11 protein-coding genes are annotated in these 19099 nt (G+C 52.9%); 9 read left to right on the forward strand and 2 right to left on the reverse strand.

Annotation, left to right across the window (positions count from 1 at the left end; all coding sequences use genetic code 11):
- Positions 1–15 precede the first annotated feature (15 nt).
- The 6 genes from ACFPOF_RS24845 to ACFPOF_RS24870 all read left to right on the forward strand — a co-directional run bounded on the left by ACFPOF_RS24845 (position 16) and on the right by ACFPOF_RS24870 (position 14003).
- Positions 16–7989, forward strand: a complete 7974-nt coding sequence (locus tag ACFPOF_RS24845) for an SdrD B-like domain-containing protein (RefSeq protein ID WP_378137757.1) — start codon at positions 16–18, stop codon at positions 7987–7989.
- Positions 7990–8182: 193 nt separating this feature from the next.
- Complete coding sequence (locus ACFPOF_RS24850; protein WP_378137759.1) at positions 8183–8941, forward strand: ABC transporter ATP-binding protein; 759 nt, start codon at positions 8183–8185, stop codon at positions 8939–8941.
- A complete protein-coding gene (locus ACFPOF_RS24855) occupies positions 8938–10011 on the forward strand; it encodes an ABC transporter permease (protein ID WP_378137761.1) in 1074 nt (357 codons plus the stop codon). Before ACFPOF_RS24850 ends, ACFPOF_RS24855 begins: the two co-directional genes overlap by 4 nt.
- A gap of 112 nt (positions 10012–10123) precedes the next feature.
- Positions 10124–10819 carry a DUF3105 domain-containing protein gene (locus ACFPOF_RS24860; protein ID WP_378137763.1) on the forward strand — a complete coding sequence of 232 codons (696 nt, stop codon included), beginning with the start codon at positions 10124–10126 and terminating at the stop codon, positions 10817–10819.
- A gap of 150 nt (positions 10820–10969) precedes the next feature.
- A complete protein-coding gene (locus ACFPOF_RS24865; RefSeq protein WP_378137765.1) occupies positions 10970–12262 on the forward strand; it encodes a VTT domain-containing protein in 1293 nt (430 codons plus the stop codon).
- A 169-nt stretch (positions 12263–12431) separates the two neighbouring features.
- The gene (locus tag ACFPOF_RS24870) at positions 12432–14003 is read left to right on the forward strand and encodes a methyl-accepting chemotaxis protein (RefSeq protein WP_378137767.1); all 1572 of its coding nucleotides are present in this window, start codon (positions 12432–12434) and stop codon (positions 14001–14003) included.
- Positions 14004–14053: 50 nt separating this feature from the next.
- Here the strand turns inward: ACFPOF_RS24870 and ACFPOF_RS24875 are convergent, their stop codons facing one another.
- Entirely contained in the window at positions 14054–15148 is a 1095-nt protein-coding gene (locus ACFPOF_RS24875; RefSeq protein ID WP_378137769.1) for a glycosyltransferase family 4 protein, read from the reverse strand.
- A gap of 150 nt (positions 15149–15298) precedes the next feature.
- On the opposite strand from ACFPOF_RS24875, the gene selD reads away from it, so the two are divergent.
- Together selD and mnmH are read left to right on the forward strand one after the other, a co-directional pair.
- Complete coding sequence (gene selD / locus ACFPOF_RS24880) at positions 15299–16348, forward strand: selenide, water dikinase SelD (RefSeq protein WP_378137771.1); 1050 nt, start codon at positions 15299–15301, stop codon at positions 16346–16348.
- A 180-nt stretch (positions 16349–16528) separates the two neighbouring features.
- The gene (gene mnmH, locus ACFPOF_RS24885) at positions 16529–17581 is read left to right on the forward strand and encodes a tRNA 2-selenouridine(34) synthase MnmH (protein WP_378137773.1); all 1053 of its coding nucleotides are present in this window, start codon (positions 16529–16531) and stop codon (positions 17579–17581) included.
- Between the two features lie 39 nt (positions 17582–17620).
- Here mnmH and ACFPOF_RS24890 read toward each other — a convergent pair whose 3' ends face one another.
- Positions 17621–18460 (reverse strand): Crp/Fnr family transcriptional regulator, encoded by an 840-nt coding sequence (locus ACFPOF_RS24890; protein WP_378137775.1) that lies wholly within the window; start codon positions 18458–18460, stop codon positions 17621–17623.
- Between the two features lie 160 nt (positions 18461–18620).
- On the opposite strand from ACFPOF_RS24890, the gene ACFPOF_RS24895 reads away from it, so the two are divergent.
- Positions 18621–19088, forward strand: a complete 468-nt coding sequence (locus tag ACFPOF_RS24895) for a GAF domain-containing protein (RefSeq protein WP_378137776.1) — start codon at positions 18621–18623, stop codon at positions 19086–19088.
- Positions 19089–19099: the final 11 nt, after the last annotated feature.

Here is a 19099-nt window from a genome sequence, read left to right on the forward strand (position 1 = left end):
AGGAGTATGCTAAAGATGAAATTAATCCGATCCTTTGGGATTATTCTGCTCGTGTTCGCGATTGTCATGAACGCGGGCTGGCTGCCGGTGCCGAAAGTGAATGCGGACAATGATGCTTCGAATGGCATTTTGCTAAGCATGTCATCGGACGTAGCGACTGTCAAAACCGGAAAAACGTTTACGTACACGATCAGCTTCAGTTTCTCCGATCTGGCCGCACATGGCTTTGATTTCACGAAGATGAAGCTCGTGCTGCCGTTATCGGCCGATGTTGAGTACGTAAGTTACGTGCCGATCTCGATCATCTCCGGCGTGACGCAAACCGGGAGCAATCTGGAATTTGCGTTCGACCCTGCCGGACCGGCGCCAGGCACCTCGTACAACTTGCAGGTGAATGTACAATTTAAGCCGTATGTGACGCCTGACGGCACCAATATCACGACTACCTCCACGATTATTAAACGGGAAGCTGCTCCCACGCCCGATACGACGCTCGACACATCGAATCCTGTAACAGTTATCGGAGAAGCGTCGGCAGATTGGGTGCTGAAAAAAGAACGGGTTGCACCGCTTCCGGATCCTATGGTAGATGGGGAAGTACAGTACAGAATCTTGCTCGACAATAACCAGAGCAACACAAGCATCGGCATTCTCGACATCGAGAACGTCGTTGTGAAGGATATTCTCCCGCCAGAAGCCGAGTTTGTATCGGCTAGCCCTGCCCCGTCTTCCGCGCCCGCAGTCGGCAGCAGCGGAATCATTACCTGGTCGCTCCCGGGGACGATTCGCGACGATACGTTCTTCTACGTGACCGTCAGGTATCCGGCTACGAAAATCGTCCCTGCAAATTTGGGGGTCGATGTCACCAATACCGCGACAGTAGATTACAATCCGATCGGCAAATCGCCCACTATGAAGGCGGATTCCGTGTCGCATCATTTCACGGCTACTCCGGACGATACTGGTCCGGGGGGATTTTACAAGCACCGCGACGATCGCCAGAAAGAAATTACGCCCGGACAAAACGTCAAATTCTATGTCGGCGGCTTCCGTAACTGGTCCAACACCATTTATTCGGATGCCGTTATTGAAGATATGACGCCGACCAAAGACAATGCCGGCAACGCGGTCGACCTTGACTTGAAGTCGATCCGTACGGCGACATTTAACGATGCGATCAGCAGTTACGACGTATATTACACGACAACTTCAACGCCAACTGCAGGGGATTGGCAGCTATGGCAGAATGTCAACTCGGCCGTTCCAACCGATCTGAACGTCTCCGCACTGCCGCTCAGCGGCGGTGAGCACGTGATGGGCATTCAATACCGTTTCCCATCCACTCTTCCGGTCATGTTCAGCCAGGTTACCGAGTTCGTAACGACCTACACGCTGCGCGCCGGATCTCCTATTGTCAAAGGCAATCACATTACGAACACGGCTAAGCTCTCGTATACTTTCGAAGGCAATGCCAAAACGAAAGCCGACAGCGCCGACGTCTGGGTATATATCGACCGGCCGCTTGTGCGTCTCGACAAGACGCGTGTCGGCAGCGGGCCTTATGTGCCTTCCAACGACGCAGGAGACAAATTCGTAGAGTTTGATCTCAAAGTATCGAATACGGATCTGTCGAGCGATCTGTTCCATGATCCGATTGTGATCGACAAACTTCCGAAGTGGCTTACTTACGATTCATGGAAGATCGTGGATCAATCCGGCTTCGATCCGAAAGCGGCCGGTCATGCGATCGATCTTGACCCGCTGGTCGTACCTGTGACGAAGAATGCAGTAGGCGAAACGTTGCTGCGCTGGATATTCCCTGCCGGCACGAACATGCCGATCAACAGCTTCTTTACGATTAGGGTGAAAGCGAAGATCGACAAATATACGCCAGCGACAACATATACGAATATCGCTGGCGTAACATCGAACGTCGATCTTTACTTTAACGATTATTTCTTTGATACGAAGCCGGATCCGTCTGATTATGACGGCGACGCGAAAACTAACGATATTTTCATATACAGTTCCGCAGATGTTACCGTTAACAAAGTTTCCGAGCTAGGCTCTTACAAGAGAGTGCGCGGCGAACTGGATAGCGACTGGATGCTCGGTATTCTTCCTGACGGCTGTACGATGAATACGGCTTGCGATCAACTTGCCAACACAACGGAAGGCGGACGCGTCGACTACAAGCTGACAGTCAAGAACAACTCGAACCACGACGTTGACCATGTCGTTGTCGTTGATCCGCTTCCGCGCATTGGCGACGGAGGTGCGCTGCTCGGCGCACGCGGCTCTACATGGGGCACGGTGCTTACCGCGCCGCTGGCAGCGAATCCGAATTATACCGTTCAATACAACACATTGCCAAACGTCAAATTTAGTACGGCGCCAGGCTGGAGCACAACTCCGCCGGATGATTTGACTACGGTAACGGCGTTAAAATTCGTATTTAATCCGGCGTTTACGCTTGTCCCAGGCCAGGAGGTGCCGATTCAATGGACAATGATGGCGCCGGTCGGTACTGTCGTAGACAAGATTGCCTGGAACTCCTTCGCTCACCAGGCGAAGGAAGTCGGCTCCGGATCGGCGATGCTTCCGGCGGAGCCGCCGAAAGTCGGCGTGCACATCAGACCCGATAACGGACTTAAGATCGGGAACTACGTTTGGGTCGATCTCAACAAGAACGGTTTGCAAGATGACGGGGAAACGGGTGTCAATGGCGTTAAAGTTGAATTGTATCAAGCGGACGGCGTGACGCCGTATACGAAAGACTTCAAAGACGATGGCGTCACACAGCATATTCCGGTTACAACCGTTACTGGACCGGACAAAGACGGCAAACCGGGATACTACTTGTTCCCGAATTTGCCTGCAGGGGATTACACCGCCAGGTTCCACCTGCCGACGCAGCTTCCAGAAGCCTACAAATATACCGGCGACGGCAACGCGTACAGCAATGCTGCCCATCACTTTACGGCATGGACGCAAAAATCGGCTGGCGGAGACGCTGCGATCGATTCCAACATTGGCGGCGCTGGAACGACGAGCTCAGTAACGCCGTTTGTAACGGATGTCATTCATTTGACCAATGCGGACGATCTGACGATCGACGCCGGCCTTGACCCGCCGCTTGGCGAAATCGGCGATTTTGTCTGGTACGATGCGAACGGCAACGGCATTCAGGATGTCGGAGAAGCCGGCATTCCGGGGCAAACGATAAAGCTGTACGAGTATACAGGAGGCGCATGGTCACCGAAATCGACCACAACGACGAACGCTTCCGGCAATTACTTGTTTACAGGCCTCCTGCCGGGCAAGTATAAAGTTGCTTTCCCGACCAACTTAAACTATGACACGGACGGCAATGCAGGCACGCCGGATGAAAAGGTCATTTTGACCAAAAGACTCCAGGGCAACGACCGACCACTCGATTCGAACGTATACGATGTCGTCAGCGCTTTGACATATGACAACTTGCCGACTGGCAGCAAAACGTTCGGATTTTCCGAGGCGATCGACTTGCAGCTTGGCGAGATGAACCATACGATCGATGCCGGCTACCTGCTTCCGGTCAAGCTCGGCGATTACGTCTGGTACGATAACGACGCGGACGGTACACAAAATACCGGAGATATGGCAGCGCAGAATGTCGAGGTCCAATTACTGAACGGCTCGGGCATCGCTGTGAAGGGCGATAACGGCATCAATCTAAAAGCCATTACGGATGCTAGCGGCAACTATCTCTTTAAGGATTTGCTGCCTGGCGATTATCAGGTGCAGTTTGTGTTGCCTGGCGGATACGGCTTTACACGTAAGGGGCTAGGTGGGGACGCAACCAAAGATTCCAACGTCAACCGTTCTGTGAACAACTCGCCTACCTTGCAAACCACCGGCAAGACGGACAAGATTACGACCGTTAGCAGTCCCGGCGCAAGCGACATGACGATTGATGCAGGCTTGGTCAAGCTCGTATCGCTTGGCGATTTCGTTTGGAACGATAAGAACCAAAACGGTGTCCAAGATGCTGGGGAAAGCGGTATCGACGGAAGTGACGTCAAACTTTATTATGATTCTGACTCCACAACTGTCGTATATCGAACGGCGACGACGGCTGGCGGAGGTAAATACCAGTTCGACAACTTGTACCCGGGAAAATACACAGTGGAATTTAAGCGTCCGAACGGCTACCTGTTCTCGTCGAAGCAACAAGGCGGAGATACGACGAAGGATTCCAACGTGATTGTTCCGGCAACTCCAAGCACGGCAACCGCGAAAACAGATCAAATTACGTTGCTCGGCTCGGATGACATGACTATTGATGCGGGCATGTATGAACTTGCCTCCATCGGCGACAAAATTTGGGTCGATTCGAATGACAATGGCATCCAAGATGGCGGTGAACCGGCGCTTGCCGGCGTGAAAATCGAACTGTTCAAAGCCGATGGCGTCACGTCGGTAACCGATGGATACAATGCGACAGTCGGAGCGGTTACTACTGCGGCAAACGGGCTTTACACGTTCAGTAATTTGCTGCCCGGCACATATAAGGTGAAGTTTACGCTGCCGAACGAGTATTGGTATGCGAAACTTAATCAAGGCGCCGATCCTGCCAAAGATTCCGACGCCATTGCAGATGTTGTCAATCCGAAAGTCGCGCTAACGAGCGTAATAACGCTCACAGCCGGCCAACACGACGATACAATCGACGCTGGCGCGCTTTCGCTCGCTTCGATCGGCGATACGGTGTGGCATGACCTGAATGGCAATGGCATTCAGGATGGCGGCGAGCCAGGGAAGAACGGGATAACGGTTGAACTGTTCGAAGCCGATGGCGTCACAGCTGTGACAACGGACGCTTACGGAACTATGATTTCTCCGGCGACGACTGATGCAAACGGCAAGTATTTGTTTAGCAACTTGAAGTCGGGCACGTATAAGGTGAAATTCAGCAAGCCGGCAGGTTTCGAGTTTACGAACAAGAATGCCGCATCTGCAACGGCAGCGAACGATTCCGATGCTAATTCGTTAACGGGCATGTCGGATGCGATCGTACTTACATGGGGCACATCGAACATGACGATCGATGCCGGTTTGGTCGATCGCGTGAAGCTCGGCGATACCGTCTGGTATGACAAGAACGGCGACGGCGTTCAGGATGCTGTCGGCGAGCCGGGTGTACCAAGCGTGACGGTGGAGCTTTACGACGGCAATGACCTGTCAAACAAGCTCGCATCGAAAACGACCGATGCCAACGGCAATTACGAATTCGACATGCTGTGGCCGGGTGATTATGTCGTCAAGTTTATTTTGCCTGACGATTCGTATATTTTCTCTCCGAAGAATCAGGGCGGCGATTCCGCGAAAGACTCCGATGCCGATCAAGCGACGGGGATGACTAGCAAAATAACGCTTTTGTCCGGCGTGAGCAATATGACGATCGACGCGGGTATCGTAGAGAAAGTATCTCTCGGCGATACGGTATGGGTAGACACGAATAACAACGGCATTCAAGATGGCGGAGAAGTCGGTTTCGCCGGCGTGAAAGTCCATCTGCTGGACAAAGACGGCAATGCGATCACAGTCGGCGGCACCGAGGTCACGGTGACCACCGACAGCAACGGCAAATATTTGTTCGATAAGCTTGCTCCGGGAAAATACAAAGTCAGCTTCGATCTGCCTGCCGGTTACATGTTCGCGAAGAAAAACGCGGCGGGAAGCACCGCGGCGAACGACTCTGACGTCGACGCGACAGGAGTCACCGACGTTATCAATCTTCCGCCTTACTCGCACGATATGACGGTGGATGCAGGTCTGGTGAAGCTTGCTTCCCTCGGAGACTACGTGTGGATGGATCGCAACTTGAACGGCATTCAGGATGCCGGAGAAAACGGCGTAAGCGGCGTAACGGTCAGACTGCTGGACGAGAACGGCGATCCGGTCAAAGTCGGCGGCGTTGAAGTAACGACAACGACGGACGTGGATGGGTTTTATTTGTTCGACAACCTTGTCCCTGGCAAGTACATTGTACAGTTCGATCCAAGCCCTGCCGCGTCGTATGTCATGACGCAAGAAGGCAAAGGCACGGCAGCTACCGGCTCCGACGCGAACGAGACGACGCGCAGAACGGCAGTTATCACGCTGGCCCCTGGCGAGAATAACAGAGATATCGATGCCGGCGTCATCAAGCTCGTTAATCTAGGTGATACGGTTTGGGTAGACGACAATGTCATCGGCGTCCAAGACGGGGAAGCGGTCAACGCTGCCGCAGCCGGCATCACTGTCCATTTGCTGGATGCAGCCGGAAATCCAGTGTTAAACGGCGTTACGCCGGTAACGGCTACGACAGACGCGAATGGCAAGTACTTGTTCAGCAACCTGTACCCAGGCAGCTACAAAGTGAAGTTCGAATTGCCAACCGGCTACTTGTTTACCCGTAAGACGGTAACGGGCACCGGCATTACGACGGCGAACGATTCGAACGTCGATGAGAACGGCATCACGAACACGATAGTCCTTGTCGCCGGCAACGACGATATGACCGTTGACGCGGGTATCGTCCTCCCTGCCTCGATCGGCAATTTTGTTTGGGAAGACACGAACAGCAATGGCAAGCAGGATCCTGGCGAGAAAGGCCGCAATGACATCACGGTTGAACTGTACGATGATAACGGCACCTTGCTGGAAACAACCAAGACAGCCGATAACGGTGGCACTCCAGGTTACTACATCTTCACGAATCTGGTGCCTGGCACTTACAAAGTGAAGTTCAAAGCTCCGGGCGGCTACATGTTCTCGACGAAAAATGTGCCTGCTGCTACGCCTGCTCTGGATTCCGATGCGGGACTTGACGGCAGCACGGATGCGATCACGCTCGCACCGGGAGAGAACAACTTGGATATTGATGCCGGCATTGTCCTTATTCCGGCAGTTCCGCTCGTATCGCTCGGAGATTTCGTCTGGATCGATACAAACAGCGATGGCATCCAAGATACGGACGAAGCTGGCCTGAACGGCGTAACGGTCGAGTTGTATAATCAATATAACGCTTTGATCGCAACGCAGACGACGGTCAACGACAACAACGGTAAGCCAGGCTACTACAAGTTCAAGGATTTGTTGACCGGCCAATATTCAGTGAAGTTTATTTTGCCGCATGGCTATATGTTTACGGTCGGCGCGAAGGGAGATAATCGACAAGTCGACTCGAACGCGGCCGCCGACGGTACAACAGGGTCGATACTCTTGCTCAGCAGCGACTACTCTATCGACGCCGGACTCATTCCGCTCGGCTCGATCGGAGATTATGTCTGGATCGACACTAACGCCAACGGCAAACAAGATGCGGGCGAGAAAGGCTTGAACGGCGTAACCGTTACGCTGTACGACAGCAACGGCGCGCAACTCGCCTCGACTGTTACAGCCAACGATGGCAGTGGGGCGCCAGGATACTACCTCTTCACTGAGTTGAAGCCCGGCAAGTACACGGTCAAGTTTGATTTGCCAAAAGGGTATACGTTTACGAAACAATCGGCTATCGGCACGACAGCAGCGAATGACTCCGACGCCAAGTCAGATGGCGCGACGGATTCAATCGAGCTTGATTCGGGCGCCAATATCCGGACGATCGATGCGGGCTTCGTTCCGGTCGCCAAACCAAAACCTCCTGAATCGGGAGGCGGCAAAGAGCCAACCACTGGAGGCGGCAAAGGAACCGGTACCGGTACTGGCACTGGTAACGGAGGCACCGGCAGCGGTCAAGGACATAACGGCTCTCCAGGAAAAGGCGGGGATGGCTCGTCGAAGGGCGGTCCTGGCTCCGCAAGCCATAACGGAACGTCCGGTGGCGAAGGCACGCTCCCGAAAACAGGCGAAACGCCGCCTGTCGCACCGCTTTACGGTTATGGATTAGTAGTAGTCGGCGTCGTATTGTTAGCCGTACGACTCAGACTGAAGAAGTCAGCCAAACAGCCTCCTTCTCAATAAGCAATACAAAAAAACAACTCGCGATCGAGAGATAATCTCTTCGCGAGTTGTTTTTTTGCATTGCAGGACATCACATCGACAAATGTAATAAAATATTTGCTAAAATACTAGACGTTTACGAAACATGCGTTTGTCGGATATGCTTCTACTAAATACGCAATCACGTTTGAAATCCTTCAAAGGAGGCGCGTCCGTGACAGCGGAACAGACTGCAATAGCAAAGGTAACAGAGCCATCAATAGCCGTAGAGCGGGTCAGCAAACGCTATGGGGACAAGGTTGTATTAAACGAGGTTGATCTTACGATCGACAAAGGTACGATTTACGGGTTGATCGGACCTTCCGGAGCGGGTAAAACGACGCTTGTCAAAATGTTCGTCGGGATGGAGACAGCCGATTCAGGACTGGTAAAGGTGCTTGGACGCAAGATGCCGAACTTATCGCTGTTGCAGGAGATTGGATATATGGCGCAGTCGGATGCGTTATACAACGAGTTGACTGGCGAGGAGAATTTGCAGTTTTTCGCCTCGTTGTTTAAGCTGCGCAAGCAGGAGCAGAAAGAAAGAATCGGTTACGCGGCCGACCTGGTTAACTTGAAGAACGAACTGAAGAAGAAAGCTGGCGCATATTCCGGCGGGATGAAGCGAAGACTGTCGCTCGCGATCGCGCTTATCCAGAATCCGAAGCTGCTCATTCTGGACGAACCGACCGTCGGCATCGATCCCGAACTAAGGTTGTCCATCTGGAACGAATTGTTGAGACTAAAGCAAGAAGAAGGCAAAACAATCATCGTCACGACGCATGTGATGGACGAAGCAGAGCGTTGCGACGAACTGGCGATGGTACGTGAAGGCCAAATTCTCGCAACAGGCACGCCTGGGCAATTAAAGAGCGCTTACGATGCCCGCAATCTCGAGGAAGTATTTCTGCGTGCTGGAGGGAAGCGTTCATGAGAATCGCAGCGTTGATTCGCAGAATTGCCAGACAGCTGTTTCGTGACAAAAGAACGTTGGCGTTGTTGTTCGTAGCGCCGCTTCTTGTGCTGTCGCTCATGTACGTCATGTTTAATGGCAGCGGGAATACGAGCAAGCCGAAGCTAGGGGCGGTTAACGTGCCGGCGCCGCTCATGCAAGCGTTAAGCAACGCCGAATTGGATGTTGTGCCATATACATCCGCAGACCGCCAAACGATTAAGGAAGACGGTTTGGATGGCTTGCTTCTACTGGAGAACGGCAAACCAAAGCTGATCCTTGAGAACAGCGATCCGACGCAAGCGAACATGATTCGGTTGAAAGTTGGCCAGATGCAAGCGTTGGCCGCCACTGCCTTGAATGAGCAATCCAGGCTGCCCTCTGCGATAAACCCGGCGCAGGCGCTGCCGACCGAGTATGTGTACGGGAACGCTGATTCTACGTTTTTCGACGTGTTAAGTCCGATTCTAGTCGGGTTTTTCGTTTTTTTCTTCGTTTTCCTGATAGCAGGCATCGGCTTGTTGCGGGAACGTACGACGGGGACGCTCGAACGTCTGATGTCCACGCCGATCCGACGCGGAGAAGTGATCGGCGGCTACTTGGCGGGTTACGGTATTTTCGCCGTCGCGCAGACCGTAATCGTGGTACTGTTCGCTGTGAATGTACTTGATATTTCACTTGTCGGTTCGATTTGGAATGTGCTGCTCATAAATTTGCTGCTCGCGCTTGTTGCCTTGTCGCTCGGCATTTTATTATCCACATTTGCTTCGTCCGAATTTCAGATGGTCCAATTCATTCCGATCGTCGTTGTTCCGCAAATCTTTTTCTCCGGAATCTTTCCGCTTGATACGATGGCTGCCTGGCTGCAAGTCATTGCCCACGCGATGCCGCTCTACTATGCCGCTCATGCTCTGAAAGGCGTTATGTACAAAGGGTTCGGCTTCGGAGACATCGCGTTCGACGCTGCAGTGCTTGCGCTGTTCGCAATTGTGTTCATTGCACTGAACGCCATTGCGCTAAGAAAGTACAGAAAACCGGCGGCGCGAGATTGAACGGAGTAGCAGCGTGTAAGATAGCGAGAATGGTTGTATGTCCGGACGGGCTGGCCTATAATAAGGGCAGTCCGTCTTTTTGCATTTATTTATGATTGGAGCTGTCGCTTGCATGATAATTGTTGCCACGATCGGGGCCGTATCGCTGCTTGTCGCTTTTATGTTTTATTGGTCTGCGTTTAAGACGAACCGGGACAACTCGAGCAAGCTGAAGAAAGACCAGAAAGCGCAACTGAAGGAAAAAGCGCGCAAGTCGAAGCTGACCGCCCACGGTCTGCTCGCGCTTGGCGTCGTCCTCATCCTCATTCCGCTCATCCGCAACGCTTCTTCGAGTTATGATTTCGATTCGCTCAATAAAGGCGTATCGATCGAAGTGACGAATGATAAAGACAACGGCGGCGGCCATTCGGAGATGCCGATCCAATACGAGTCGAAATTCCCGACTTCCGGGACACATAATCCTCACGACTTGAAGTTCGGCTTCTATGACAAGAAACCGACGACGGAAATGCTTGTTCACAATCTGGAGCACGGAGACATCGAGATTTATTATCGGGCGAACGCTTCGAATGAGACGCTCAAGTCGATTAAGTATTTGACGCACTTCCGCGAAGCGGGTGCGGGCGTGCTTGCCATTCCAAGCGAGGACATACCGGAAGGCAAAGACGTCGTCATTACGGCTTGGACGAAGACGATGATCCTCGACAAATACGACGAAGCCAAAGTCGGTCAGTTTATTTACGATCATATCGACCACGGACCGGAGCATATTCCGGCCAACATTCGTCGCGGCGGAGGCACGATGTAAGCCGGTTGTCGTAGATTTGAGTTTGGCGAAGCCGCGCCCGTGGGGCGCGGTTTTTTGCCGTTTACATCGCGTACTAATCGGACTTGTGAAGTATGTGCCCAATCCGATATGTTAATAGTGATGAAGAGTATTGCGCAAGGAGGGCCCGAATTGAGCCATTTGACGAATTTGTTGGAGCAGTACGGTTATGCGGTATTATTCTGCTCGCTGCTCTTGGAGATGCTGGCGCTTCCGCTGCCAGGCGAAGTGCTGATGACGTATGCGGGACTGATCGTGTATCAAGGGCAGTTGAATTATATTCTCATTATTCTAGCCGGGGGAATTGGCACATCGATTGGCATGACGGCTTCTTATTTCATCGGTTTCAGGCTCGGTCACCCGTTCTTCGAAAAACACGGCGCGAAATTCCATCTCGGTCCGGATAAGCTGAAGCTAGCCTCGAGATGGTTCGACCGTTATGGCAACAAACTGTTGCTCATCGCTTATTACATACCGGGTGTCCGGCATTTTACCGGGTATTTCTCAGGCGTTACCCAGATGCCGTTCCGCAAGTACGCCGCGTATGCGTACACGGGCGCTTTCATTTGGGTCGCCGTTTTTATTACGATCGGCAAGCTGTTTGGGGAGAAATGGGAGCAATATCACCATACGCTAAACCGTTACTTGGCCATTGCGGGTGTTCTAGCCGGCATCGTTATCGTGCTTGTGTTCGTGTTCCGTACTTTCAAAAGTCGGATGAGACAAGCAATCGATCTGCTGCTCGATAGAGTGCTGCTCCGGTACTATTCAGTCGGCAAAGTGGAATTGATCGCAATTGCCGGAGGAATCGTGTTTTTCGCATTGTACGCGTTCGCCATCGGGCTCAGCATTGCGAGCTTGGGAGAGGACTTCGCCGAGTTGAATGAGATGATTTCGTATTTCGTCGGGAAATTTTTCGATTCGCATTGGTCGGAGCCAATGAACGGTCTTGCCGTGCTGTCGTCGCCTCGGATTGTCTTGCCCGTCACTTTTATTACATGCGTGTGGGTATGGAGCAGGGGGAAACATTTCAGGTTGGAAATCGCGTTTTATGCCATTGTATTCGCGGGCGGCATCGGTATGGTCGACGCGTGGAAAGAGGCTTTCCGCTTCGCTGGCGTTCATGACCGGGTCCTCGCTTATCCGAGCACGGAAGCGTGGCTTACAATAGCCGGTTACGGTTACGCAGCCTATTTGCTCGTGCGCCACCAAGCGAGATGGGCGAACCAGTTTGTCGCGTTATACGGCGTCGCTGCGTGCTGTGCACTCGTCTTTATTAGCCATGTGTTTCTCAGGGAAGAAGAGCCGGGCAATCTTGTAGCGGGTTTCCTGTACGGCGGCGTTTGGCTCGGATTAAGCGTGTTATGGCTGGAGTTGTACAGAAGTTTGAACCGCAGGAAAGCGGCAACAGTATTGAAAAAGTGAAAGCCAAAATGTCAAGCAAATTTTTATTGAATATTCAGCAGGAACTGTATCGAAAATTGTCGAATAGCTACTTCAGTATTTGCTGATGACGAGACAGGGAGGGGGTTCATGTGACAGAACGGTTTAATGTTAACCGCATCAAGAAACTACATATTTCAAGGAGGCCGTCATGAAAATTTCGACGCTGATCAAGGCCGTAGCAGTATTCAGTGGTTTGCTCATCTTGCTGACGATTTTTAGCATCTTTTCTCTCAACTCGAGTTTCAAAGACGAGCGCTCAGCAGTAGCTAGACAAGCTGAGTTCAAACAACTGGGTTTCGATTTGGTCAACGCCTCCGATTATTTAACGAATGAAGCAAGGTATTACAGTGTTAGCGGCGAGAAAACGCACTTTAACAACTACATGACCGAAGTAAACGTAACGAAAACGCGGGATCATGTCGTAGAGCGTCTTGAGGAGTTGGGAGCGCCGAAGGAAGAGCTGGACCTTATTGCGGAGGCGAAACAGAAATCCGACGCGTTGGTCAAAACAGAAACGGAAGCGTTTGCAGCAGTGGATGCGAAAAATATGGAGCACGCGAGGCAATTGATGTACGGTGCGGATTACGACGCGGCCAAAAGTACGATAATGAAGCCGATTGATCAGTTTCAGGACAAAATGAACAGCCGTGCTGCTGCGGAAGCGAAATCCGCCCAACAGCAAGCCAACACATGGCTAAATGTCACGATGACCGTCTTGATCGTGCTGGCCGTTTTCATTTCGTTCACTATGATTTTATTTTTCGTACGGATTGTGCGGCCGGTTCGGGATCTTAACGTATCCATTGAGAACCTGGCGGGCAGCGAAGGCGATTTGACGGTGAGATTGCCGGTGAAAGGAAAGGATGAACTGGGCGAGATCGCCGCTTCGTTTAACAAAATGGTAACCAAACTGCAGGATATGCTTATTCAAGTCGTTGAAGGCATTTCCTCGTTGTCCCAAAGCAGCCGAGAAGTTTCAAGCAGCACGAACGAGATCGCCATGGGGAACCAGCAGCAAGCCGCTGCCGTAGACAATGTCAACGAAATCTTCGAGTCGATAGCCGAAGGCATGCAGTCGGTGGCGAAGTCTTCGGAAGAAGCGGCGGCAATTACGATGAAAGCCGTGGGAGTCGCCAATGACGGTGGCCAGGTAATTCAGAGCACGCTGGACGACATGGCCCACATGAGCGAGAAAATGAAAGATCTTGCGGAGAAGTCGAACCTAATCGGTGACATTGTGGAGATGATCGACGACATAGCCGAGCAGACGAATCTACTTGCGCTGAACGCTGCGATCGAAGCTGCTAGAGCCGGAGAATCGGGCAAAGGCTTCGCCGTCGTTGCCGACGAAGTGCGTAAATTGGCGGAACGAAGCGGCGAAGCAACCAAACGGATCGTAGCTCACATTAAGACGATTAAACAAAATACCGAAGAAGCTGTAATCGCTGTCAGGCAGAGCAACGAGATGGCGCAGCGTGCGGGTACTGCTTTTAAAGATATCGTATCGATGGTGAAAACTTCGTCCAATTACATTACGGACATCGCGGCAGCAAGCGAAGAACAATCCGTGCAAAGCTCGGACGTGTACAAAACGATTCAGTCGATGGCCGCCATTACGGAACAAACGTCAGCAGGTGCGGAAGAGAATGCGGCTGCTGCGCAAAATTTGACCGGCCTCGCCAACACGTTAGAGCGACTTGTCGGTACCTTTAAAGTATAACCGGACATACATGAGAAGAAGGGCGCCAAGCTAGCCGGGCGCCCTTTTTTCTACTTATTCCGGTATATCTGTGTCAATCGTGCCGCAGTCGCCGACCATCCGAACCGGTTGACGGCCGAATGTCGGGCACGTACGCTCATCTCTCGATATCGCGCAGGGTCGCGAAACAGTCGTACGATCGCGTCAGCGAAGGCGGACGGGTTACGATAGTTACGCACCAAATAACCGGTACGTCCGTCGTCCACGACTTCATTAATGCCTCCGATATTCGAGGCGATAACGGGCAGGCCAGACGCCATCGCTTCCACGTTCACGAGGCCGAATGCTTCGTGTTTCTGGGAAGGGCAGACGAAGGCGTGCGCTTGGCGAAATACGCGGTGAATCGAGCTATGGGGGACGGAGCCGAGGAACCGCGCGTTAACGCGGTGCCTTTTGGCCAAAGACCGCATTGAGCCCCCGTACCCTTTATTCTGAGCGCCTCCTGCGATAACGACTTTAATCGGGCGACCGATACGTTGTCTCGCTAGACTGATCGATTTGAGCAAAACGGGTACGCCTTTACGGGGGATCAACCTGCCGGCGAACAAGATGCGGATTTCGCCGCGAGCGGAAATCCGCTGCCCTGAAGGTCTGAACCGCGACGTGTCGACGCCAAGATACGCTTTGCGAATTCGACTGGCGGCTTGCGGGAACCGTGCTGCGAGTATTCGTTTAAGCGAGCTGCTGTTGGCGATGACAACGTTCGCCGCGACCAGACCGTTCCGCGCCTGCGAACGACTGGCGTAAGGAGCGCTCACGAACGTCAAGGAATGGAGAAACAAAGACACTTTAGCTCGAGGAAACATCCGCTTCAGAGGTGCGACGAACTTCGGCCGGTTATCAATCTGTAGCACATCGAAGCTCATCCCTCGCAACAGTCTTTTCACGTTGGATAGATAGTAAGAAGGAGAACCTGTCGGCACTCGGCGGATCGTCACGCCGTCGATGATGGACTTACTCGGGTACTTGCGATGAGTTCGGCTTATGACGGTAACCGAATGGCGTTTCGCTAGCCGCCGGGCGACGGCCAGAATAGCGATCTCTACGGAGCCGCCCAGAACGGGAGGTACCGGAATCTGTTCCGGTGCGACGATGACGATTTTCATACTGAGATGTTCCTCCCCATTTTGCTTGTACTCACATAATGTATGTTCGATAGACGGGTCAGGATTCGGACGCTTGCGGAAGCTGTTGGTACTCTCTCGAGAATTTCTATATAATCGACTGTACGAATGTATAAGGGGATGTGGATTGTCATGGAAAACGTTGAAAAAGTAAAATTGACCTCGTACTCCAGCAAAGGAGGGTGCGGCTGCAAAATCGGCCCCGCGGACTTGCAGCAAGTCATCCGCAGCCTGCCGCCGACGATTCCAGATCCGAACTTGCTTGTCGGGCTCGATACGAGCGACGATGCGGGCGTTTACCGGCTTACCGACGATTTGGCGCTTGTGCAGACCGTTGACTTCTTCACGCCTATCGTGGACGACCCGTACGATTTCGGTCAGATCGCTGCGGCGAACGCGATCAGCGACATATACGCAATGGGCGGCAAGCCGTTAACCGTTTTAAATATCGTCGCTTTCCCGATCGGCACGCTGGACAAGTCCGTTCTGGCGGATATTTTGCGTGGCGCCGGGGACAAAGTGAAGGAAGCGGGGGCGACGCTTGTCGGCGGTCATTCTATTGACGACAAGGAGCCGAAGTTCGGCCTTGCCGTCACGGGGCTAGTCCACCCTGGCAAAGCCCGAACGAACGCGGGCGCGAAGCCGGGCGACAAGCTTATTTTGACGAAACCGATCGGTGTTGGCATCTTGACGACGTCCATCAAGAAAGATCAACTCACCGAGGCGGAGATTGCCAGATTAACTTCCGTTATGGCGACGCTAAACAAGACGGCCGCAGAAGTTATGGAGCCGTACGATGTGAATGGCTGCACCGATGTGACCGGATTCGGATTGGTCGGACATGCTCTTGAGATGGCAAAAGGAAGCGGGACGGGCATTGTGCTGCACGCCGAACGCGTACCGCTGCTGCCGAGAGTCAGGGAGCTGGCTGAGAACGGGTTCGTACCCGGCGGCACGAAAAACAACTACAAACACGTCGAAGCCGACGTGACGTTCCCGGCAGAGATGGAGCAGATCGACAGATGGATTCTGTGTGACGCGGTAACGTCAGGCGGGCTGCTCATTTCTGTCGCTTCGGAGAAAGCGGAAGCGCTGCTGGCTGATTTGATACGGGCAGGCGTTGAAGCGGCGACGATCGGCGAAGTTACGGAGCAGCATGCGGGACGGATTACGGTCGTCTAGGGCGTGTCTGAACACCCGCTCAGGGGCGTCTTTCACCGCCTTTTCGCCCCCTGCTGCGTTGCGCTTGTTTGACGTACCTCTGGTACGCTTGCACAAGCGCGCCTTGCATGGAACGAAAATTCGGCAAAATCTGCGGCCCTCGGAGTATTCAGACACGCCCTAAGAAGGAGTCCATCACCAATGGTTCACGACATAACGATAGAAGAATGGCTGGCGTTAAGAGAGAAGGGTGAATTAACGCTGATCGATGTCCGTTCCCCTTCCGAATTCGAAGAAGCGACGATTCCCGGCAGCGTGAACGTCCCGTTGTTCGATGACGCAGAGAGAGCTGAAGTCGGCACGCTGTACAAGAAGACAAGCATTCAGGCAGCGAAAGACAGAGGGCTCGAGATCGTCTCCGCCAAACTTCCGTCGTTTATGCGAACGATCGCCGCCATTCCCGGCAAGAAAGCGGTGTTTTGTTGGCGGGGAGGCATGCGCAGCCGAACGACGGCAACGCTTCTGTCCCTGCTGGACATCCGCGTAGCTCGCATTACCGGCGGATATCGCGCATACCGCAAGTGGGTTGTAGACATGCTCGAGACGTTCGAAATCACGTCAGACGCTTACGTGCTGCATGGGCTGACAGGGACTGGGAAAACGGCGATTTTGCAAGCGATGAAGGAACGCGGAATCGGCGTAATCGATTTGGAGCAGTTAGCTGGGCACAGGGGATCGATTTTCGGCGAGATCGGCATGAGAGCCCATAACCAGAAAACGTTCGAATCTTTATTGCTAGACGAATTGTTACGGCTTCGGAACGAGCCTTTCGTCGTGTTCGAAGCGGAGAGCAAACGCATCGGAAAGGCGACGTTGCCGGAGTTCCTCGTAAGGAAGAAAGAGGAAGGCGCACCGATCTGGATCGAGCTTCCATTCGAAGAACGGGTGAAGCGCATCATGCAAGATTACCGGCCATGGGAGCATCCCGAGCAATCGCTCGAAGCGTTCCGTAAAATCAAATCCCGCCTTCATACGCCGATTGCCGCTGAAATCGAAGTTTGCTTGCAGGAGGGTGCTTTCGAGCGGGCGGTGGCGCTTCTGCTGGAGCATTATTATGATCCACGGTATGTATTTACAGCAACGCGCTATGACGAAGCGGAGAGAACGGTTATCCGCGCGAATTCGCTTGAGGAAGCGATCGAAAGCGTGGAAAGTATTGTGAGAGATAGGCAAAAAAAGCATCTGAACGCGTAAGTCGCGTATCGGATGCTTTTTCTCTTATAAGGAAGTCGATCATATACGGCAAATTTCCTTCGCGCACCCGGGGCAGTCGGGACAGTTGCAAATGGCACGCAGGGCGGATAACTCGCGAATAACGATGCGTCCGTTCTTCACGTCGATGATGTCGTCTTCTTTCAGTCCGTTTAACATACGGTTCACGCTTTCGCGAGTCGTTCCGATGAAGTCGGCGATTTCCGCATTGGTCAGCTTCACGGAGATACGGATGCCGTCGGCGCAGGCGATGCCGTACGAGTTGGCTAATCGGATCAGCGTCGAGGCTAGCGCGCCTGGCTTGCCGTACAGCAGCAGATCGCGGAATTTCGATTTCGTCGCGCGGTGCGAGAGGGCGAGCCACTTCATGAACCGAATGGCGAAGTCGCCGTCGCGCGATAGAAGCGCTTCGAACTCGCTCCAGTAAAGGACGCCTAGCTCCGCATCTTCCGACACCTCGGCGCTGAAGCTGTGCGTCAAGTTTGTCTCGTCGCTCGACTCGTACAACAGATCGTCCGATTGCAGAAGCGAGAGAAGGAACGTTTTGCCGTCTTCCGTCGACTTTCTGAGCTTGACGGTGCCGGAGATGACGTAATAGAGCTTGCCAGTCGGATCGCCTTCCAGAATGAGATAGCTTCCCGCAGCCGCTCGGACCGGTACCATAAGCTTGCGAAGACGCTCGAACTGCTCGGGGAGAAAAAATTGTTTTAATCCCATCGGGTTCATCGGGCATTCGTTCTGCACTCTCCTGGCGGACATTGTCGGCATCGTTACGGTCACGGCGTCCAGCTCCTTCGCTTCTGATACTTTCAATGTTACATTATGGCTGCAGCTTTCGTTATCGGGGAATTTCCTGAACATTGGAGGGAAATTCCCTGATTTTCCACCGTCGTATTCCCGTTCGAGATGGCGTCTAGTGACATTCCCTGACTGCAAGTTAGGGGAGTTCCCCGACTTACTTCGCGTTTCGATTCCGGTACACTAAAAAAGTGGAAGGGTTCGGGGAAAGGATGCGAGAACGATGGAATGCGAAAACGAAATCAGGCGTGAGTTGCAGATGTTGTTATCCGGGCTGTCGTGCGACTTCTGCGCGCTCGCGTTAAAAGAAAAGGACAGCGGTGCGCTTAAATGGACTGTGGTCGTCGGCAACTTGAATGAGCGGTGTTTAAACATGGCGGATCCGCCGAACAGAGGATTGTCGGGCACGGTCGCAAAAGTCGGCAGACCGATGACGCTCCAGGTGTCGGAACTCGTTCGCAGCCGCGACCTTTATAATTATCCAATAATGATTTCGGAGAAGCTGCGCTCCGCTTATGCCGTGCCATTGATGAAAAATGCGAAAGCTTTTGCGATCCTCCTGGCCGGCGATCGCAAGAGACGCGTCTACAGGCCGGACGAACGCAGTGCGGCGATTGCTTCAGGCGAGCGGCTTCTAAATTTACTATCGGGTATTCCGGGGCAAATGGGTCAAGCGAACGGATGTCTATGATACAATAAACG

It is taken from the genome of Cohnella soli, assembly GCF_042655525.1.
Taxonomy (GTDB): Bacteria; Bacillota; Bacilli; order Paenibacillales; family Paenibacillaceae; genus Cohnella; species Cohnella soli.